Genomic DNA, 19,687 nt, shown 5'->3' with positions numbered 1-19,687 from the left:
CCGTGGCAGAAGACGCTCGCGACCGCAGGGAGCCCCAGTCGGGCCCGGACCTGCCCCAGTACCATGGCGTTCCTGCCAACGCGCTTCCGCTCACCGCAAGCGAGGACAGGCAGTGGGCAACACTGGCCCACTTCGGCGGCATCCTCGGCTGCGTGCCGGCGCTGCTCATCTACCTGATTTTCCGCGACCGCGGGCCGTTCACCGCCCAGGAATCCAAGGAAGCCCTAAACTTCACGCTGCCTCCCACCATCGCGGCCTTCCTGGCCAACATCCTGGTGCTGCTCCCTGTGGTGGGCAATCTGTTCGCCGTGCTCGCAACGCTGATCTGGATTGCACTTGCCTGTTTCTCGGTGTCAGCCGGCATCCACGTCAACCGGGGCCAGCCGCACCGCTACCAGTACAACCTGCGCTGGATCAAGTAGCCGCCCAGGCAGCAGCGGCCCCTGACCCCGTCCGGGGTCAGGGGCCGCTGCTTTGTTCAGCGGGTTCCGCCTTCTGGGGGTGTGGCTTCCAGCGGTTTAGTCGGGCAGGATACGGCGCACGACGGCATCAGCCAGGAGCCGGCCCTTGAGCGTCAGGATCAGCCGGCCCTTGAACGCTTCGGCGGGTGCCACGAGGCCGTCGGCAATGAGTCCGGCCACAGCGTGCTTTCCCGAGGCCGACAGCGAGCTGACCGCAAGTCCCGAGGCGAGACGGGCCTCCAGCATGACTTTTTCCACGTCGCGCGTTTCGGCGTCGAGCGTCTCGCGTCCCGCAGCAGGCGACACTGCGGCGGTCAGCCTGTTCGCATAGGCGGTGGGGTGCTTGACGTTCCACCAACGCACGCCGCCCACGTGGGAATGCGCGCCCGGTCCGATCCCCCACCAGTCGTCCCCGCGCCAGTAGGCAAGGTTGTGCCGGCACGCCTGTCCGGGAGTGGCGGACCAGTTGCTGACCTCGTACCAGTGGAGGCCGGCGTCGGAGATCATCTGGTCGGCGAGCTCATACTTGGCGGCGTGGTCGTCGTCGTCGATCCCGGGAACTTCACCCCGGCGGATCTGCGCCGCAAGCTTGGTCCCGTCCTCCACGATCAGCGCGTAGGCGCTGATGTGATCGGGCCGGTAGGACAGCGCCGTCTCCACGGAAAAGCGCCAGTCCTCCAGCGATTCACCCGGCGTGCCATAAATCAGGTCGAGGCTGACGGCGAGTCCCGCGTCCCGCGCCCACTGCACCACCAGCGGCACGCGGCTCGGTGTGTGCGTGCGGTCGAGGACCTTCAGGACGTGCGGCACGGCCGACTGCATTCCGAACGAAACCCGGGTGAAGCCGGCGTCGGCCAGGAGCTGGAGTGATTCCGGTGTGACGGAGTCCGGATTGGCCTCCGTGGTCACCTCGGCGCCGGGTTCGATGCCCCACTGGCTTACGGCAGCGCCCAGAATTCTGGCCAAATCCTCCGCGGGCAGCAGCGTGGGGGTGCCCCCGCCAAAAAAGACAGTGCGGAGCTTGCGCTCCGGCAAACCGGACTCCTTCAGGGCCCGCGCGGCGAACTCCACCTCGGCAATGGCCGTCGACGCGTACGCATCCTGGGATGCCCCGCCGCCGAGCTCGGTCGCCGTGTAGGTATTGAAGTCGCAGTAGCCGCAACGGACGGCGCAGAAGGGGATATGGACGTAAAGCCCGAATCCCCGCCGGGCGGCGCCGTCGGCAGCCTGCTGCGGGAGCAGGCCGTCCGACGGCGCGGGGTCACCGAGGGGTAGAACGCTAGGCACTGGAGCAGTCTCCGGAGGTTCCGGCCACGGTCATCACTACTTCTTGGCCTTGTCCTTGGATTCGTCCGTGGTGAGAGCCGCGATGAAGGCTTCCTGCGGCACTTCCACACGGCCCACCATCTTCATGCGCTTCTTGCCTTCCTTCTGCTTTTCCAGCAGTTTGCGCTTGCGGGTGATGTCACCGCCGTAGCACTTGGCAAGGACGTCCTTGCGGATGGCGCGGATGCTTTCGCGGGCGATGATCCGGGAACCGATGGCCGCCTGGATGGGCACCTCGAACTGCTGGCGGGGAATGAGTTCGCGCAGCTTGCCGGTCATCATCACGCCGTAGGCGTACGCCTTGTCCCGGTGGGTGATGGCGCTGAAGGCATCCACCTGTTCGCCCTGGAGCATGATGTCCACCTTGACCAGATCGGCCACCTGCTCGCCGTCGGCTTTCCAGTCAAGCGAGCCGTAGCCGCGCGTCTTGGACTTGAGGATGTCGAAGAAGTCAAAGACGATTTCGGCCAACGGCAGGCGGTACCGGATTTCCACCCGGTCCTCGGAGAGGTAGTCCATGCCGCCCATGACGCCACGGCGGCTCTGGCACAGCTCCATGATGGCCCCGACAAACTCGTTCGGGGCGAGAATGGTGGCAGACACCATCGGCTCGCGGACTTCAGCGACCTTGCCGGTGGGGTATTCACTGGGATTGGTGACATGGACGACCTTCTTGTCCTCCAGTGTCACTTCGTACTCCACGTTGGGGGCAGTGGAGATCAGATCCAGCTTGTACTCGCGTTCGAGGCGCTCACGGGTGATTTCCAGGTGCAGCAGCCCCAGGAAGCCCACACGGAATCCGAAGCCCAGCGCGGCCGAGGTTTCCGGCTCATAGATCAGCGCGGCGTCGTTGAGCATCAGCTTCTCCAACGCATCGCGGAGCACCGGGTAGTCGGTGCCGTCCAGCGGATAGAGGCCGGAGAAGACCATGGGCTTGGCGTCGGCATAGCCGCTGAGGGACTCCGCGGCAGGCTTGGCCAGGTTGGTCACGGTGTCGCCGACCTTGGACTGGCGGACGTCCTTCACGCCGGTGATCAGGTAGCCCACTTCGCCGACGCCCAGGCCCTTGGAGGGTGTGGGCTCCGGGGCGCTCACGCCGATCTCGAGGAGTTCGTGGGTGGCGCGGGTGGACATCATCTGGATCCGCTCACGCGGGTGCAGCATGCCGTCAACCACGCGGACGTACGTGACGACACCGCGGTAGGTGTCGTAGACAGAGTCGAAAATCATGGCGCGGGCAGGGGCGTTGGGATCGCCTACGGGGGCGGGCAGATCTCGCACGATCTTGTCCAACAGAACCTCGACGCCAGCGCCGGTCTTGCCCGAGACACGGAGCACATCGTCCGGGTCGCCGCCGATGAGGCTGGCGAGTTCCGCCGCGTACTTCTCGGGCTGGGCCGCGGGGAGGTCGATCTTGTTGAGGACCGGAATGATGGTGAGGTTGTTCTCCATCGCCAGGTACAGGTTGGCGAGGGTCTGGGCCTCGATGCCCTGAGCCGCGTCCACGAGCAGGACTGCGCCTTCGCAGGCGGCCAGCGATCGGGAGACCTCGTAGGTGAAGTCGACGTGGCCGGGCGTGTCAATCATGTTCAGGGCGTAGCTGGTGCCCTCAACTTCCCACGGCATCCGGACAGCCTGCGACTTGATGGTGATGCCGCGCTCACGTTCGATATCCATGCGGTCCAGATACTGGGCCTTCATGTCGCGGGACTGAACGACGCCGGTGTACTGCAGCATGCGGTCGGCCAGGGTGGATTTACCGTGGTCAATGTGCGCAATGATGCAGAAGTTCCGAATGATGGCCGGATCTGTCGCGGCGGGCACCGGGGCGGTGCGGGCCATGGGAGACACGCAGGGTCCTTACTGTTGGCATTTCCGCGGCGTCATTCCGGCCGTACTCGGGCCATCCTGATGCTGCCGCATATCTGAACCTCTAGTCTCCCACGTTCGGGCCCCCCGCCGTACATTCCGCATGCCACACAGATGTGGGTGTCCTGGGCGCACTGACAGGGCGGCGGTATCGTTGCCGGCATGGCTCTGAACTTCCGTACCCTCGGCAACGCCGTCCGGGCTTCGCTTCGCTTCCTCGCCGGCTCCCCAGCCCGGAAGCCGGACCCGAAGGGGACACCGCGGCCCGGGAGGAACAACGCACCGGGGCAGGCGGGTGCCCGGGCGGGAACCGCGGGCTTGTCGGCCCCATATCCGGGCGATTTCCGCGGCACGGCGGCCCTGCGATACTCCCCCTCCCCCGATGGCCGGCCCGATCCCGGTGAGGTGGTGTGGACCTGGGTCCCCTATGAAGAGGACCATTCCCGCGGGAAGGACCGCCCCGTCCTGCTGGTTGGAAACCACGGACGCTATCTGCTCGGCCTGATGCTGACCAGCAAGGACCACGACGGCCATCCACGCGGGAGCCGCGACTACGTCGACATCGGCAGAGGGCCGTGGGACCGGCAATGGCGTCCCAGCGAGGCCAAACTCAACCGCGTCCTCCAGATCCGCCCTTCGGACATCAGGCGGGAGGGCGCAGTTCTGGACCGGAGCCAATTTTTCCTGGTGGCCGATGCGTTGAGGGAACACCACGGCTGGAAGTGATGTCCCGGAATCGATGATTGGGCGCGCCGGAGCTGGACAAATGGCGTCTTCAGCACGGATTCTGCTACTATTCATAGCTGTGTGTCCGTGCAGGTCGACGGCCACTCATGGTTGGTCGCCATAGGTATCCCCACGCCGCTCAGTCAATGGCCAACCTGAAAGCCCTCTAGACCATTTCCGCATTAAAAAGAGAGTTCACACGTGGCAAATATCAAGTCCCAGAAGAAGCGCATCCTGACCAACGAAAAGGCTCGCCTGCGCAACAACGCAGTCAAGTCCGAGCTGAAGACGGCCATCCGCGCCGTCAACACAGCCGTTGAGTCCACCGACAAGGATGCCGCTGCTACTGCGCTCGTTACTGCCAGCCGTAAGCTGGACAAGGCTGTCAGCAAGGGTGTTCTTCACAAGAACAACGCTGCAAACCGCAAGTCGGCGATCTCCAAGAAGGTCAACGCACTCTAAGGTTTTCCAGTTCAACTGAACTGATGCTTGTGGCCGGCACCATTGGTGCCGGCCACATCTCTTTAACGTGCCCAGCCCCTCCGGCGGCGGTGACGGTGGCGGCGAGCGGTGGTTAGCGGCGGCGGGCAGCCGTCGAGATCACCGTGACAGCGTGCTCCACCGCGTAGACGGGGTCACGCGAGAGGCCCTTGACCTGCGCGTCGGCCTCTGCCGTCACCTGGATGGAACGGGCCAGGCCTTCAGGCGTCCATCTCCGGACGTCACGCTGCGCCTGTTCCACGAGCCACGGCTGCATGCCGAGGTGTTTGGCAATCTGCGCTGAGGACCCTTGGGCGCCGGCTACTTTGGCGACGGTCCGCAGCTTCGCGGCCAGTGCCGCCACCAGCGGAACCGGGTCAGCCCCCGTGGCCAGAGCATGGCGCAGGGTGGACAGCGCCACCGGCCCGTTGCCGGCCATGGCTGCGTCCGCCACTTTGAAAGCGGTGGCCTCGATCCGGCCGCCGTAATAGCGCTCAACCATTTCTGCGTCCACCGCCGTCGAGGCGTCGGAAATAAGCTGGCTGCAGGCCGCAGCGAGTTCGGACAGACTGGCGCCAACGGCGTTCACGAGGGACTGCACCGCTTCAGGTTCGATGCGCCGGGATGCTGCCTTGAACTCCGACACCACGAACGCGGTCTTCTCCGCATCCTTCTTCAGCGGCTGGCAGTCAACAACAGGCCATCCCCCTGCTTTGACCGCGTCCAAGAGCTTCTTGCCACGGACTCCCCCGCCGTGCCGAAGGACCAGAACCGCGTCCTGTTCCGGGCGAGCCAGATACGTCAGTCCGTCAGCGAGAAAAGCGTCGTTCATCGACTCCAGGCCTTCGACCTCGATCAGCTTGCTCTCTCCGAACAGGGACGGACTGACGTTCATGGCGAGCGACCCGGGCTCATAATTTCCTGCGTTGAGCCGGGAGAGCTCGACGTCCGGAGCGGCGGCCCGGACCTGCGAGCGGACCCGGTCCATGGCACGGATGCCCAGGTATTCCTCCGGACCCGTGATCAGCACCACTCCCGCTGGCGTCACGTCCCGCCAGGTGGCCGAATTCGTCGCCGACGTCTTGGATCGTTGGGGCTGGGCAGCGGCCACTGTTGGTTCCTCCCGGGATACGGATTGCAGACTCTAAGCCTGCCACGGCGCAACGGCTGCACCAAGCCGCGCCGGGCGGAGCGGGCCGAGCCGCGCCGTCGGGTCCTTCGTTGAAGCACCTGCTCCAGCGAAGCTGCAGTGGCGCGGTGGGCGGCAAAAATGAGCCCTCGTGTTTGGGCCGGGTGGGCAGCCTGCCAGACGGCAATCAAGGTCAAGGCAGAAAACAGCACCATGGTGAGCAGCCCGAACGCCCCCTCGGGCCAGGGCGGAGCCGCACCGGGAAAACCGGCGGCGAACCTGGCCACCCCGGCGACGCCTGACGCGAAGAAGCCGGCAACGCCGATCAGTGCCGTGGCCAGCCACGGAACAAGCGGCACCAGGGGCACCGCAGCGGTTCCCAGGATAGTGACCGGGGCAACGAGCGGCGCCACGAGTACATTGGCCGGCAGCGAGTAGGTGGCGAACTGGGGCTGCAGCAGGACGACGACAGGCCCACACAGCAGTTGGGCCGACAAAGGCACGGCGAGGCCCGCGGCCACCCAGCGCGGGACGGCGCGCGGAATCCAGTCCGCGATCTGCCGCCCCAGCACGATGATGCCGAGTGTGGCCAGTACGGACAGCAGGAATCCGAAGCTCGTGCCGAGTCCCGGGTCTATGAGCAGGAGGCCGATGACAGCCAGGCACAGGAAGCTCAGGCCGCGTCCGGTTCTTCCGCCGGCAAGAGAAGCCAAGGCGATGGCCCCCATCAGTGCGGCCCTCAGCACGCTGGCATCCGGCCCCACCATCAGCACAAACAGTCCGAGGCCGGCCAGGGCAAGCGCCGCGGCCGGAACCCTGGCGAGGCGGAGGCTGCGGGCCGCGAGGAGCAGGGCGCCCAGGATCAGGCTGCAGTTCGCCCCGCTCACGGCCGTCAAGTGGGTCAGTCCTACAGTCTTCATGGCTGTTTTCAGCTGTTCATCGAGTCCGCTGGCGTCACCCGTGACCATGCCTGGCAGGAGTCCTCTGGCATCGGCGTCCAACCAGGCGGCAGCCCCCGCGAATCGCCTGCCCAGTGATGCAGGTTCTGCCGTCCAAACGTCCGCGGCCCTGATGGTTACGGGAGCCGAGGACGCAGCAAGGATGCCGGCCTCCACCTTTCCGGCATCGGGAGGGCGCAGCTTCCCGGCAGCACGGACCAGCTGGCCGGGGACCACACGCTGCCAGTCCTCCCCGCCCATGATGACCACCGCGGCGCCGGCCCGCAGCAGCTGGCCCCGGGCGGTCAGTGATTTGACCGTGGCATTGACCGCCCAGCGTTCGGACAATCCGGACGCCCCCGGCCTTCTGAGGGCGTGCGGGGCGCCGGCTATTTCCACTTCCGCCACAACGGACGCGCGTGCCGCAATGGCTCCTGCCACCGGACCGTCATGCTTCTGCGCCGAGGAGACAGCCGAGTGGGCTGCGGCGGCCACGGCCAAAAGCAGGGCCGCCATCATCGTCAGCAGGAAGCTCCGGTGAGGGCGCCCTCCCGCCTTGCGGCGCCGGAGAATACGGAGGAGCAGGACGCCGGCGCCCGCCGCCAGGGCACAGCACAGGCCAAGGAGCCAGGCCGGATTAAGCCAGAGGCCGGCTCCCGCAGCCGCCCACACGACTAAGGCAGGCGGGACCAGCCGGAGGTCAAGCCGTCGCCGTCTCTCGTCGGCCGAATCGGTGGCTCGCTGCTCGGGCAACAGCCGTGCCCGCAGCTGGTCCCGGATTCCCTGCAGGAGGGCTGGGCCAAGCGGACCCGTCGCCCGGACCGGTCCCGAAGCAACCGCACCGGAACCAACCACTCCGGAAGCCGCCGGAGGCCCTCCATTGGACGGTGGCGGATGGAAGCCGGAGCGCCGGGGCGGGCCTCCGGCAGCCGGTTCGCCGAAAGCCGGGCTGACGGCCGCCTCCACGTACCGGTGCCATCTACTGGTCCTCCGTGCAGGGTTGCCGTCCATCTCAGACCGTCACCAGCGGGAGCAGCGTTTCCAGCATTTTGGGTCCTACTCCGTCCACGGCGTCAAGCTCCTCCACTGTCTTGAACGGGCCGTGCTCCGCGCGCCAGTCAACGATGCGTTGGGCGAGCACCGGACCCACCCGCGGCAGGCTTCCCAGTTCCTCGGCGCTTGCACTGTTCAGGTTGGTTTTGGCCGCGGTGCTGCCGCTCCTGCCTCCCGCTGCGGACGCACCGGACCCGGTCCCTGAAGAACCCGATCCCGATCCGCCAGGCTGCGCCCCCTGCGGCACTGCTTCGGGCGGTGCTGCTTCCCCTCGGCGTGGGACGTAGATCTTCTCGCCATCTTCCAGTTCCGCAGCAAGGTTGAGCCGGTTAAGGTCCGCGTCCGCAGTTCCGCCGCCGGCTGCCGCAATCGCCTCGTGGACCCGGCCGCCCCGCGGAACCTTCACCACGCCGGTTCTCTTCACGGCGCCGGCAACGTGTACAACCACGCTTCCGGAAGGAGCGTCCGAGGCCGGGCCAGATCCGGGGCCTCCGGATTCGGCCGGACCGCCGGCGTCGTCGCTGACGTCCTCTTCCGCGCCGCCCGCACCCGCATCAGGCGTGGCCGCGACCCCTGTCGTCACGGCGCCCAAGGGGACAACTTCCGGTTCCGTGGCCGCAACCCGCCACCAGAACCAACCACCTACTAGCAATGACATGATGCCCAGCAGCACCGCGGCCCGGACCCCCAGGCGCCACCTGACACGGGCTTCGGCCGTGCCGGAAGGGTGGGAGGCGGGGGAATCCCGGAAGTCACGGGCTGCCCTGTCTCCGCTACGGTAGGAGAATCCCCGGCCGTCCCCCATTTCCAGCAGCCCGGCACGCTCCGTGAAGGGATCACCGACCTGCGGGGCACCGAGCCTCGCCGCCAGGCGGCTGGCGGGTTGCCGGCTCGAGGCAGGGGCCGCCGGCTCGGCCCCCTCGGGCGGACGCAGGCCTGCCGGGCTGCGCGACGGATCGCTGGCTGCAGGTCCAGCGGTCCGGCGTGACATGCCTTCCACCGTAGGCGACCCGGCATCCGTGCCACCAGCGCGGGCCGCTCGTATGTGGATAGCCTCAAACCGCCAGTTCGTGTGGTCCCAACCAAATCGCAGGGTCTACCGGATATTATTCGACGCAGGTGCGCTGCCGGGTGCAGTATTGGCGCGCCTGCTCCTCACCGGTGATGAGCCGGTCCGGTTCGAGAGAGGTTCTTCCATGAGCACTGAGACGCCGAGGGCCCAATCCAGCCGCAAGCGCACCGTGACTATCGGCGCGGCAATCGTTGTCCTGCTTGCCGTTATCGCCATCGTCGTGGCAACCCAGGCATTCCGGGCAAGCGAGGACGCAGGGGCAAAGGACAGGGCGTCCGTTGAGCCTTCCGCGCCGACCCAGGCCACGGACGGCACCCAGGTGACCTCACCCACGCAGAAAGCCTCACCCACGCAGAATGCCCTCACCGGGCAGGACGCCGAGCTGGTGGATGAGGCCAACACCGTCTGCGAAATGCGGCTCACTGAGAAGTACCCCACCGCCACCATCAGCCCCGGGACGAAGTCAACGATCAAAAAGCCGGACGGCACCTTCGACACGGCCGGCTCCTACACCGACGGCGGCAATTCCAGCCCCATACCGTTCGAGTGCTCCTCTACCCGAACCGATGGCAGCTGGACGGTTGTTTTGAAGCCCGCGAAAAACGGCTGAACTCCGCCGGTGTGAGAAGCGCTTTCAGCTGCTCTTTCCCGCGGCCGGATCAGCCGTGCGTTCCGGATGCGCTGGACTCGCCCCATCCGCCAGGCGTCCCGGTGCCGCAGCAACATGGCCGGAAGCCGGCACCGGGCTGAGTGCAGCCACAGCCGACGTAGTGCTTTCACCGACTATCACGGCAAGGACACCGAGTCCGGCGTGGGCTGCGAGCACGGCCGGGAGGGAGCTGATCTGCGCCGGCGGAGTGTCCGGCAGGGCCACCGCGAGCCGGGAGGCAAGGACCTCGGCCTCGGCCCGGTTTCCGAAGTGGTGGATGGCCAGCCTGGCCTCCCCCTGCGGCCTGGCCGCGGCGTCAGCCACCACGATTTCCTCCAGCCGGGCGACGGCCCTCGCGGCGGATCGGATCTTCTCGAGCGGCACGATTTTGCCGCCGTCGACTGCAAGAATCGGCTTGATCGAGAACATGGTGCCCAAAAGCGACGCGGCGGCACCGATCCGTCCGCCGCGGCGCAGCTGTTCCAGGCTCGGAACATAGAAGTACACCTTGGTCTTCGCGAGGCGCTCCTCGGCGAACTTCCGCACTTCAGCGGCACTGCGGCCGTCAGCGGCGGCAACCACGGCGCCTTGCACCGCCAGCCCCTGCGCCATGCCGACCGTCCGGGTGTCCAGCACCTCCACCGGGATCCCGACACGGGCGGCAGCCAGGCGCGCCGACTCCGCCGTGCCCGAGAGGTCACCGGAAATATGGATGGACACCACAGCCTCATAGCCGCGCCGTTCGGCCGCCAGGTACGCCTGCTCAAACTGCCCGGGCGATGGCCGGGAGGTCTTCACCGGCGTAGCCGCGGCGAGTGCCACCGCGATGGTGTCGGCGATATCGTCCTCACCCTCGCCGTAGATTTCCGCACCCACCATGACGGGCATCGGGACCACCGCCAGCCGGCCGTCAAGGGAAAAACCGCGCACCCAGTCAGCTGGAAGCGCCGCGGCAGAGTCCGTCACGACGGCGGTACGCACGACGACGGCGGGTTCCGCCGCAGGCGGCACCGGTCCCGGGACGGTGGCTTGGCGGAGGCGGGCCAGGTGGTCTTTCAACCACAGCCAGGCTGCCGGCTCGCGGTCAATCACGGCACACCTCCTGCAATTAGGCCGGCCGCCGGAAGTACCGGCGGCCGGAACCCCGCCTAGGCCGGGACGATGTTGACCAGTTTAGGTGCCCGCACGATGACCGTGCGGATCCCACGGCCGTCGAGGGCACGCTGGACGTTCTCCGAGGCCAGCGCCAGTTCACGCAGCTCATCCTCCGAGATGCCGGGCGACACCTCGAGCCGGTCCCTGACCTTGCCCTGGACCTGGACCACGGCGGTGATGGTGTCCTGCACGAGCAGGGCGTCATCGTGCGCGGGCCAGCCCGCGTTGGCCACGGAGGCGGGGTGGCCCAGGACGTTCCACAGGTCTTCGGCCGTGTAGGGAGCAAAGAGGCTGAGGATGACAGCCACCGCCTCGACGGCCTCGCGGACCGCAGGGTCAGCGCCGCCGGCACCGGAATCGATGGTCTTGCGGGTGGCGTTGACCAGCTCCATGAGCTTGGCCACCACCACGTTGAACTTGTTGTTGTCCAGCAGTTCCGCGGCGTCGGCGATGGTCCGGTGCGTGACGGTGCGGAGCGCACGGTCGCCCGTGCTGGCGTCCGCACCGGGGGCACTCGTGACGTCCTGGCCGAGGCGCCAGGCACGCGCCAGGAACTTGGCCGAGCCCGAGGGCGAGACATCGGCCCAGTCCACGTCGTCCTCGGGCGGTGACGCAAAGATCATCGTGAGACGCACGGCGTCCACGCCGAACTTATCCAGCTGTTCGCCCAGGTCCACTCCGTTGCCCAGCGACTTGCTCATTGCTTTGCCTCCGTTGAGCACCTGGCCCTGGTTCAGCAGCGCGCTGAAGGGCTCGTCGGCGGCCAGCAGGCCCATGTCATGAATGACCTTGGTGAAGAAGCGGGCGTAGAGCAGGTGCAGGATGGCGTGCTCGACGCCGCCGACATACTGCCCGACCGGCATCCACTCGTTGATCTTCGCAGGATCGAACGGACCGTCGGTGTAGTGCGGGGAGACGAAGCGCAGGAAGTACCAGGACGAGTCCACGAAGGTGTCCATGGTGTCCGTGTCCCGCTGGGCTGCACGTCCGCAGTTCGGGCAGTCGACGTTGACCCATTCGGCCGCCGCGGCCAGCGGGGAGGTGCCTCTCGGAGACAGTGCCTCGCCACGCAGGTCTTCGGGAAGCCTAACCGGGAGTTGCTCGTCGGGTACCGGCACTTCGCCGCATTCGGCGCAGTGGATGATGGGGATCGGGGTGCCCCAGAACCGCTGGCGGCTCAGGAGCCAGTCACGCAGCCGGAAGTTCACGAACTTCTCGCCGGTGCCCTGCCTGTCGAGGATACCGATGGCGGCTGGAATGGCCTCTGCCTTGGGCAGGCCGTCGAGAGGACCGGAGTTGATCAGCGTGCCTTCCCCGGCCGTTGCCTTGCCGGAAACGGCCGGATCCTCCTCGCCGGTGTCCAGCACCGCGCGCACAGGCAGGCCGAACTCCTTGGCGAAGTCGAGGTCGCGCTGGTCGTGCGCGGGGACGGCCATGATGGCGCCCGTGCCGTAGTCGGCCAGGACGTAGTCCGCTGCCCAGACGGGCAGCTTTTCACCGTTGAGAGGATTGATGGCGTAGCGGCCGGTGAACACACCGGTCTTATCCCGCTCGGTGGACTGGCGTTCGATGTCCGAAAGGGCCTTGACCTTTTCGCGGTAAGCCATAAGTGCGTCATGGTGTTCAGGGGTAACCAGGTCCAGGGCCAGGTGCGCGTCAGCGGCCACCACAAAGAACGTGGCCCCGTACAGGGTGTCCGGACGCGTGGTGAAGACGGTGACGTCACGCTCGGCTCGTCCGTCAGACGCCTCGATCACGAAGCGGACATGCGCGCCTTCCGAGCGGCCGATCCAGTTTCGCTGCATCGCCAGTACTCGCTCGGGCCAGTGCCCCTGCAGCTCGGACATGTCGTCCAGCAGCCGGTCCGCGTAGTCCGTGATCTTGAAATACCACTGGTTCAGCGACTTCTTGGTCACGGCCGTGCCGCAGCGCTCACAGGCGCCGTTGACTACCTGCTCGTTGGCCAGCACGGTCAGGTCCTTGGGACACCAGTTGACCGGTGAGTCCTTGCGGTAAGCGAGGCCGCGCTCGTAGAAGCGCTTGAACAGCCACTGGGTCCAGCGGTAGTACTCCGGATCGGAGGTGTGCAGGCGGCGGGACCAGTCAGCGGAGATGGCGTAGCGCTTGAACGACGCGGCCTGCGTGTCGATGTTGGCGTACGTCCACTCGCTCGGGTGCGCGTTGCGCTTGATCGCCGCGTTCTCGGCCGGCAGGCCGAAGGAATCCCAGCCGATGGGGTGCAAGACGTCGTAGCCCTTCTGGCGCAAGTAGCGTGCCACGACGTCGCCCATGGCGAAGGCCTCGGCGTGGCCCATGTGCAGGTCGCCCGAAGGGTAGGGGAACATGTCCAGGACGTAGCGGCGCTCCCGGGAACCGTCGTCGGCAGGCGTGAAGACCTTGAGATCCTCCCACACCTGTGGCCACCGGGCCTCCATGGCCGCGAAGCTGTAAGCGCCCTCCTCGGGGCTTTCCGCTGCACCTGCTGTTGTTCCGGTCTCGGTCTCCGGCTGAACGCTCACTGCTGCCCTCTTCTGTTCTGTCATGACGTCTGTCCTGTCACAACGGTCTGATCCCCCGCCGCCTGCCGGGAATGCGTCCCGGACACACAAAAGCCCCTCCACATGGAGGGGCGGCCGCTCGGTAGTCCGTATGTCCGGGATACCGGGCGGCTAGCTAAGCAGAAGGATCGCACGCATAAAGCTACTCTAGCGCACGGTACGGGCGACGGCACCGACGCCGCCATTTCTGCGCTCCACCACCGCCGGTGATGTGACGCGGACGCCCGCAGCACCAGGGGCCGGCTGCCTCCAAAGAGACGGCCGGCCCCTGGTTCTGGTACGGCTTGCCTGGGCCTACTTCACGTCCTCGTCGACCCAGTCCATGGACTTGGTCACGGCCTTCTTCCATAGCCGCATCTGGCGGTCCTGCTCGGCCTGCTCCAGCGCCGGCTCCCACCGCTTGTCCTCGGACCAGTTAGCCGACAGCTCGTCGAGATCCTTCCAGAACCCGACGGCAAGGCCGGCCGCGTAGGCCGCGCCGAGTGCGGTGGTCTCCACCACCTTCGGACGGATAACGGGGACGCCCAGGATGTCCGCTTGGAACTGCATGAGCGCATCGTTGGCGACCATGCCGCCGTCGACCTTCAGCTCGGTGAGCGGAACGCCGGAATCGGCGTTGACCGCATCCAGCACCTCCCTGGTCTGGAAGGCGGTGGCCTCCAGGGCCGCCCTGGCGATGTGGCTCTTGTTGACGAACCGAGTCAGACCCACAATGGCGCCACGGGCGTCTGACCGCCAGTACGGCGCGAACAGGCCCGAGAAGGCCGGAACGATGTACACGCCGCCGTTGTCCTTCACCGAGGCAGCGAGGGTCTCCACCTCCGGCGCCGTGCTGATCATGCCGAGGTTGTCGCGCAGCCACTGAATGAGCGAGCCGGTGACGGCGATGGACCCTTCCAGCGCGTAGTGCGGCGCTGCGTCCCCCAGTTTGTACCCCACGGTGGTGAGCAGTCCGTTCTTGGAGTGGACGATCTCCTCGCCGGTGTTGAAGATGAGGAAGCAGCCGGTGCCGTACGTGTTCTTGGCCTCACCAGTCTGGAACGCGGCCTGACCGAACGTGGCAGCCTGCTGGTCGCCCAGGATGCCCGCCACGGGAACTTCCCGCAGCAGCTGCGAGGTGTGGACGGTGCCGTAGACCTCGGAGGAGGACTTGATGGCCGGCATCATGGACGCCGGAACACCGAAGATGCGCAGGATCTCTTCGTCCCACTGCAGCGATTCCAGGTCCATGAACAGCGTCCGGGAAGCGTTCGTGACATCGGTGACGTGCACGCCGCCGTCCACGCCGCCGGTCAGGTTCCACAGCACCCAGCAGTCCGTGTTTCCAAAGACCAGGTTTCCGGCCTCGGCCTTTTCCCGGGCGCCTTCGACGTTGTCCAGGATCCACTTGATCTTCGTGCCCGAGAAGTAGGTTGCCAGCGGCAGGCCCACCTTTTGCTTGAAGCGCTCGGCTCCGCCTTCCTTCGCGAGTTCATCCACGATCGGCTGGGTCCGCGTGTCCTGCCAAACGATGGCGTTGTAGACGGCCTCGCCGGTGGTCTTGTCCCAGACCACTGCGGTTTCACGCTGGTTGGTGATGCCGACTGCGGCGATGTCGTGCCGGGTCAGGTTCGCCTTGGAGAGCGCGGATCCAATCACCTCGCGGGTGTTGTTCCAGATCTCGGCGGGATCGTGCTCCACCCAGCCCGCCTGCGGGAAAATCTGCTCATGCTCCATCTGGCCCGAAGACACGATGTTGCCGCTGTGGTCAAACACGATGGCGCGGGTGCTGGTGGTGCCCTGGTCGATGGCGATTACGTATTGGCTCATGATGACGTCCTTGTCGTTGTGAAGGAAAAGTGCTGTGAATCAGGGGGCTGCTGTCATTCGGATCAGGTGGCGGCGTTGAACACAATCGGGAGCAGACCGGCCAGGCCTGCCAGCGTTCCGCCGATCAGGGGGCCGACCACCGGAATCCAGGAGTAGCTCCAGTCGCTGGAGCCCTTGCCCTTGATGGGCAGGATGGCGTGGGCGATGCGCGGTCCGAGGTCACGGGCCGGGTTGATCGCATAACCCGTGGGGCCGCCGAGGGACACGCCGATGCCGACCACCAGAAGGGCTACAGCCAGCGGGCCAAGCCCCGAGGGGGTCCCGCCGAAGGTGAGGATCACGAAGACCAGCACGAAGGTGCCGATGATTTCGGTGATCAGGTTCCAGAGCGTCGAGCGGATGGCCGGGCCGGTGGAAAATACCGCGAGCTTGCTGGCTGGCTCAGGTTCGACGTCGAAGTGCTGCTTGTGCGCCAGCCAGGTGACCACGGCGCCCAGGAAGGCCCCGAGGAGCTCCCCGCCGAAGTAGGTGAAGGTGGAGGCAGCGTCTACCGGGACGCCGGGGGCGTATTCGGCGTTGCGGTGAACGAGCTGGCCCAGGGTGACGGCCGGGTTCAGGTGGGCGCCGGAGTGGGCGGCGACGTACACGCCGCAGAAAACGGCGATGCCCCATCCCCACGTGACCATGAGGAACCCGCCATTGTTGCCCTTTGTGCCCTTGAGTGCGACGTTGGCCACGACGCCGCAACCCAGGAGGGTCAGCATGCCGGTTCCGAAGACTTCGGAAAGAAAAACCAATCCAAGAGACATCTTTGACTCCTTGTTTTCTGTTGTCAGTCCTTCGCGAGTTTGAAGGACGGTTGTGCCGCCAATGCTTTGGCCTTGACGGCGGCGGCCGGGACAGGTCCGCCACGGGACCCGTCCCTGCCCTTGCGCCCGGGCTGCCCTGCCCGGACACCAGGTCTTAGGCGACCAGGCTGTGGACCTCGACGCCGTGGTTTCGCTTGAGCACCTCCTGCGCGTGGTGGATCTCCGCGGCGCGGTCCGCCGCATCCCAGCCGAGCGGCTCGGCCAGCAGGTCTGCGACCTCGTTCAAAAGCTCACCGGTGACCAGTCCGCGGAACGCGAGGGAGGTCCGCCGGATCAAGACATCCACGAGGTGGCCAATCTGCTCGTTGGCTGCCATGAATTCCAGTTCGCGGACGCTGAGCTCGCGGGTGGAATGCAGCAGGCTGTCCGGGCCGGCGTCGAGGTGGCGGATGACTTCCCCGGCACGCGTGCCGTACCTGGTGAGGAGTCCGGACACCCTGTCGGCGTCGCGTGAGCCGTTCATATGGGCCTTGATCCACTGCTGGATTCCCGCGTCCGTGTCCGGGAAGCCGGCGCCGCCTCCGATGGCGAGTTTCGCCGTCGAGACCTTCCGTTCCATGCCCAGTTCGGCGAGGACATCGTTGCTCAGGTGCTCGGCCAGCGCCCGGAACGTGGTCCATTTGCCGCCCACAAGACTGAGTACGACGGCGCCGCTGCCGCCGGCTTCCGGCGTCCGCCGTTCGATGCGGTAATCGCGGGAAACGAAGCCGGGCTGGGTGGCGTCGTGCTTCGGCAGGGGGCGGACCCCCGAGAAGGTGTAGACGATCTGGTCCCGGTTCACCGCGATGTCCGGGAAGACATGGCCTATGAGGTCGAAGAAGTAGTCAATCTCGGCTTCAGTGCAGACGGCATCCTCGGACATGTCGGCGTCGACGTCGGTAGTGCCCACCAGGACGCGGTCTCCCATGGGGTAGATCAGCACAATCCGGCCGTCCGTGTGTTCAAAGAAGATTTCGCGGCCGTTGCATGCCGCCAGCAGGCCCGGGTGGTCAAGGACGATATGTGATCCCTTGGTGCCGCCCATGAAGGATGACGCGGCGCCCATCGCCTGGTTGGTGAGGTCGACCCAGGCCCCCGTGGTGTTGATGATGACGTCCGCGGTGAAGTCGAAGACTTCCCCGGTCAGCTCGTCGCGCAGCTCCACCGTGCTGGACCCGGGGGCGTTGCCCTTGACCGATGCCAGGGAGAGGTAGTTGCTGGCACGGGCGCTGCCCGCCGCCTCCGCTGCGCCAGCTTTCTCGCCGTCCTGGAGGACGTCGAGAGTGAGGCGTTCGGGGTTGTGGACGGAGGCGTCGAAGTAGGTGGCCGTGTATTTGACGCCGGGGTGCAGCAGGGGAAGTTCGGCCAGCGCTTTCTTGCGCCCGCGGAACTGGTGGCGGGGGACGCTGCCTCCGTCGCGGGAAAAGGAGTCGTACAGGCTGAGCCCAAGCTTGATGAGGAAAGCACCGCGCTCCTTCGGTTTGCCCTGCTGCTTGTGGGTGAGGAAGCGCAGGGGTGCGGCGAGAACTCCGGAGAAGGTGCTGAATATCGGAATGGTGGTCTGCAGCGGCTTGACGTAGTGGGGCGCGATCCGCAGAAGGCGGTTGCGCTCCACCACGGATTCCTTCACGAGACGGAACTCGCCGTTTTCGAGGTAGCGAATGCCGCCGTGGATCATGTGCGAGGATGCGCCACTGGCGCCCTGGCAGTAGTCGCCGCGTTCCACCAGCGCCACGTCCACACCCTGAAGGGCGAGATCGCGGAAGGTGCCAACGCCGTTGATGCCGCCGCCGACGATCAGAACGCGGGCGTTGGGCCGCTGCCGGAGGCTTGCCACAGAGGCACGTGCTTCAGTGCCCCCTCCGCTGGATTTGAACGGATGGCCGGGTGAATCCTTGAGTCCCAAAACTGCTCCTTTGGGTTTGGTCCTTGGGCTGATCTAAGCGGCACGCCGTAAGGGCGCGCCGCCTTTCACCACTATTCTTCGAAGTAATGGAAAATGGAGTCAAGCACTATGCACAAACGTGCAGAACGGAAAGTGACATGCCGCGTCCCCGCCATTCCGAAGCCCTCCGGGCTGCCCAGCTCTATTACCTCCAGGACCTCACCATGGACGCCATCGCGCGGGAACTTCGGACGTCCCGGTCCACGGTGTCGAGGCTCCTTTCAACAGCCCGCGACACGGGACTGGTCCAGATCCAGATCCGCAGCCCGCTGGACACCGGGCCGGAATTGGAGCGGCTGATCCGGTCCCAGTACAGGGTGGATGTGCACGTGGTGCCCGTGCTGGACACACTGAATGAGGCGGAAACACTGGACCGCGTGGCCATGCAGGCCGCCCGGACCATCGGTCCACTCGTGGATTCAAATGCGATCATTGGCGTCGCCTGGGGCAGCACGCTGAGCGCCGTGAGCAGGCACCTGACCCGAAAGATCACGCACGACACCGTCGTCGTGCAGCTGAACGGGGCCGGCAACATGCAAACCACAGGCATCACTTATGCCAGCGACATCATGCGCCGCTTCGGCAGTGCCTACGGCGCCCGGGTGGAACAGTTTCCGGTACCGGCTTTTTTCGACCACGCAGCCACCAAGACGGCCATGTGGAATGAACGGAGCGTGCAGCGCATCCTTGACCTGCAGGCACGCATGAGCATCGCCATTTTCGGTGTCGGATCCGTGGACGCGGACTATCCCAGCCATGTTTACGCCGGAGGCTACCTCGACGAGGACGACCTGAACGTCCTCGCCAGCTCCGACGTGGTGGGCGACGTTGCCACCGTCTTCTTCCGGGCCGACGGTTCCTCGGACGGCATCACGCTGAACGAACGGTCCACCGGGCCCTCGCTCGACCAGCTGCGCCAGGTGCGCCGGCGGATCTGTGTGGTGTCCGGCGCATCCAAAATCAACGGGCTCCGCGGCGCCCTGGCCGCCGGCCTCGCCACCGACCTGATCCTCGACGAGGCGTCAGCCCGCCGGCTTGTCAGTTTCGACAGCGGAAACTGACCCGCACTGGGCACAGGAGCCCTGGCCAGCTGACTCCGTTGTACCGGTCCGTCCCCATTCCGTCATCGCTTCTCGCAGATGGTTGGGGGTGAGCATAAATTTGGGCGTCAGTTCTTCCCAGCCGCGCTGCTTTACCCGTCGGCTGTACGCCGCATGCTCGGCATCAATGGGAATCGACTCATCGAAACCGCCGCCGCCGGCCCCCATGAGGCTCAGGTGATAAATCCAGACTGAGCCGTCCGCCTCGGTATGGCGAAACGTCGCTTCGAAGACCGCACGTTCGGCCGGCAGCGCAGGCAGGTTCTCGTCATAGCGATCGTTGAGCATCTGCATCCACTGCTCAAACTCGTCCTCCTTGCCCGGAATGACCGGGGCCCGGCTGAGCTCGAGGCGCAATCCTTGCGGAACCGAGGACGGCATTCGGTGACCCTCGAATCCAAACCGGGGCACTGGCGTGAACGGGATATGCGGTACTGGCTCGGTCATGCCTTCATCGTCACATACGGGTCCTGGCCGGATCCCGAAATGTCCTGTTTCCGGGGCATATTCCCGCCCGTGGCACGCTTTAATTTCGCCTCCTCTGCTGTCATCCGGAGCCATATCGGTAG

Annotated in this window: 16 protein-coding genes; 5 read left to right on the top strand and 11 right to left on the bottom strand. The window is 66.1% G+C overall.

Annotation, left to right across the window (positions count from 1 at the left end):
• Nucleotides 1-2 precede the first annotated feature (2 nt).
• On the top strand, nucleotides 3-422 hold the full coding sequence (locus tag AC1D14_RS06220) for a DUF4870 domain-containing protein (protein ID WP_230119662.1): 420 nt from the start codon (nucleotides 3-5) through the stop codon (nucleotides 420-422).
• A 96-nt stretch (nucleotides 423-518) separates the two neighbouring features.
• Here AC1D14_RS06220 and hemW read toward each other — a convergent pair whose 3' ends face one another.
• Both hemW and lepA read right to left on the bottom strand, forming a co-directional pair.
• Complete coding sequence (gene hemW, locus AC1D14_RS06215; protein WP_476875502.1) at nucleotides 519-1,748, bottom strand: radical SAM family heme chaperone HemW; 1,230 nt, start codon at nucleotides 1,746-1,748, stop codon at nucleotides 519-521.
• A gap of 36 nt (nucleotides 1,749-1,784) precedes the next feature.
• Nucleotides 1,785-3,638, bottom strand: a complete 1,854-nt coding sequence (lepA, locus tag AC1D14_RS06210) for a translation elongation factor 4 (RefSeq protein ID WP_230119664.1) — start codon at nucleotides 3,636-3,638, stop codon at nucleotides 1,785-1,787.
• A gap of 180 nt (nucleotides 3,639-3,818) precedes the next feature.
• Between lepA and AC1D14_RS06205 the strand changes: the two genes are divergently transcribed.
• Both AC1D14_RS06205 and rpsT read left to right on the top strand, forming a co-directional pair.
• Complete coding sequence (locus tag AC1D14_RS06205; RefSeq protein WP_230119665.1) at nucleotides 3,819-4,382, top strand: type II toxin-antitoxin system PemK/MazF family toxin; 564 nt, start codon at nucleotides 3,819-3,821, stop codon at nucleotides 4,380-4,382.
• Nucleotides 4,383-4,583: 201 nt separating this feature from the next.
• Entirely contained in the window at nucleotides 4,584-4,844 is a 261-nt protein-coding gene (gene rpsT / locus AC1D14_RS06200) for a 30S ribosomal protein S20 (RefSeq protein ID WP_230119666.1), read from the top strand.
• A 112-nt stretch (nucleotides 4,845-4,956) separates the two neighbouring features.
• Here rpsT and holA read toward each other — a convergent pair whose 3' ends face one another.
• The 3 genes from holA to AC1D14_RS06185 all read right to left on the bottom strand — a co-directional run bounded on the left by holA (nucleotide 4,957) and on the right by AC1D14_RS06185 (nucleotide 8,973).
• The gene (gene holA, locus AC1D14_RS06195; RefSeq protein WP_230119667.1) at nucleotides 4,957-5,973 is read right to left on the bottom strand and encodes a DNA polymerase III subunit delta; all 1,017 of its coding nucleotides are present in this window, start codon (nucleotides 5,971-5,973) and stop codon (nucleotides 4,957-4,959) included.
• The gene (locus AC1D14_RS06190) at nucleotides 5,907-7,784 is read right to left on the bottom strand and encodes a ComEC/Rec2 family competence protein (protein WP_230119668.1); all 1,878 of its coding nucleotides are present in this window, start codon (nucleotides 7,782-7,784) and stop codon (nucleotides 5,907-5,909) included. Before AC1D14_RS06190 ends, holA begins: the two co-directional genes overlap by 67 nt.
• A gap of 157 nt (nucleotides 7,785-7,941) precedes the next feature.
• Nucleotides 7,942-8,973 (bottom strand): ComEA family DNA-binding protein, encoded by a 1,032-nt coding sequence (locus AC1D14_RS06185; RefSeq protein ID WP_230119669.1) that lies wholly within the window; start codon nucleotides 8,971-8,973, stop codon nucleotides 7,942-7,944.
• 205 nt (nucleotides 8,974-9,178) lie between these two features.
• Between AC1D14_RS06185 and AC1D14_RS06180 the strand changes: the two genes are divergently transcribed.
• Nucleotides 9,179-9,664 carry a hypothetical protein gene (locus AC1D14_RS06180; RefSeq protein WP_230119670.1) on the top strand — a complete coding sequence of 162 codons (486 nt, stop codon included), beginning with the start codon at nucleotides 9,179-9,181 and terminating at the stop codon, nucleotides 9,662-9,664.
• Nucleotides 9,665-9,688: 24 nt separating this feature from the next.
• Here AC1D14_RS06180 and AC1D14_RS06175 read toward each other — a convergent pair whose 3' ends face one another.
• From AC1D14_RS06175 to AC1D14_RS06155, 5 genes are all read right to left on the bottom strand, one after another.
• On the bottom strand, nucleotides 9,689-10,795 hold the full coding sequence (locus tag AC1D14_RS06175; protein ID WP_230119671.1) for a DegV family protein: 1,107 nt from the start codon (nucleotides 10,793-10,795) through the stop codon (nucleotides 9,689-9,691).
• A gap of 56 nt (nucleotides 10,796-10,851) precedes the next feature.
• Nucleotides 10,852-13,377, bottom strand: coding sequence for a leucine--tRNA ligase (leuS, locus tag AC1D14_RS06170; RefSeq protein ID WP_230119688.1), 2,526 nt, complete (start codon nucleotides 13,375-13,377; stop codon nucleotides 10,852-10,854).
• Nucleotides 13,378-13,710: 333 nt separating this feature from the next.
• On the bottom strand, nucleotides 13,711-15,225 hold the full coding sequence (glpK, locus tag AC1D14_RS06165; RefSeq protein WP_230119672.1) for a glycerol kinase GlpK: 1,515 nt from the start codon (nucleotides 15,223-15,225) through the stop codon (nucleotides 13,711-13,713).
• A 62-nt stretch (nucleotides 15,226-15,287) separates the two neighbouring features.
• Nucleotides 15,288-16,034, bottom strand: coding sequence for an MIP/aquaporin family protein (locus AC1D14_RS06160; RefSeq protein WP_230119673.1), 747 nt, complete (start codon nucleotides 16,032-16,034; stop codon nucleotides 15,288-15,290).
• A 154-nt stretch (nucleotides 16,035-16,188) separates the two neighbouring features.
• The gene (locus AC1D14_RS06155) at nucleotides 16,189-17,979 is read right to left on the bottom strand and encodes a glycerol-3-phosphate dehydrogenase/oxidase (protein ID WP_476875505.1); all 1,791 of its coding nucleotides are present in this window, start codon (nucleotides 17,977-17,979) and stop codon (nucleotides 16,189-16,191) included.
• Between the two features lie 137 nt (nucleotides 17,980-18,116).
• Here AC1D14_RS06155 and AC1D14_RS06150 point away from each other — a divergent pair, with 137 nt between their 5' ends.
• Complete coding sequence (locus AC1D14_RS06150; protein ID WP_230119674.1) at nucleotides 18,117-19,079, top strand: sugar-binding transcriptional regulator; 963 nt, start codon at nucleotides 18,117-18,119, stop codon at nucleotides 19,077-19,079.
• Here the strand turns inward: AC1D14_RS06150 and AC1D14_RS06145 are convergent.
• Nucleotides 19,041-19,565, bottom strand: a complete 525-nt coding sequence (locus tag AC1D14_RS06145) for a DUF6176 family protein (protein WP_230119675.1) — start codon at nucleotides 19,563-19,565, stop codon at nucleotides 19,041-19,043. The genes AC1D14_RS06150 and AC1D14_RS06145 overlap by 39 nt on opposite strands.
• Nucleotides 19,566-19,687: the final 122 nt, after the last annotated feature.

The organism is Arthrobacter sp. P1_B11, from assembly GCF_056406715.1.
The sequence above is the reverse complement of the archived record's forward strand: the minus strand, read 5'-3'. Positions and strand labels throughout refer to the sequence as shown.

What these genes read in the sequence shown, in the direction of transcription:
- AC1D14_RS06180 (WP_230119670.1), top strand. Translation starts at nt 9,179, where the DNA reads ATGAGCACTGAGACGCCGAGGGCCCAATCCAGCCGCAAGCGCACCGTG.
- AC1D14_RS06160 (WP_230119673.1), bottom strand. Translation starts at nt 16,034, where the DNA reads ATGTCTCTTGGATTGGTTTTTCTTTCCGAAGTCTTCGGAACCGGCATG.
- AC1D14_RS06145 (WP_230119675.1), bottom strand. Translation starts at nt 19,565, where the DNA reads ATGACCGAGCCAGTACCGCATATCCCGTTCACGCCAGTGCCCCGGTTT.
- AC1D14_RS06205 (WP_230119665.1), top strand. Translation starts at nt 3,819, where the DNA reads ATGGCTCTGAACTTCCGTACCCTCGGCAACGCCGTCCGGGCTTCGCTT.
- glpK (WP_230119672.1), bottom strand. Translation starts at nt 15,225, where the DNA reads ATGAGCCAATACGTAATCGCCATCGACCAGGGCACCACCAGCACCCGC.
- AC1D14_RS06185 (WP_230119669.1), bottom strand. Translation starts at nt 8,973, where the DNA reads ATGTCACGCCGGACCGCTGGACCTGCAGCCAGCGATCCGTCGCGCAGC.
- AC1D14_RS06150 (WP_230119674.1), top strand. Translation starts at nt 18,117, where the DNA reads ATGCCGCGTCCCCGCCATTCCGAAGCCCTCCGGGCTGCCCAGCTCTAT.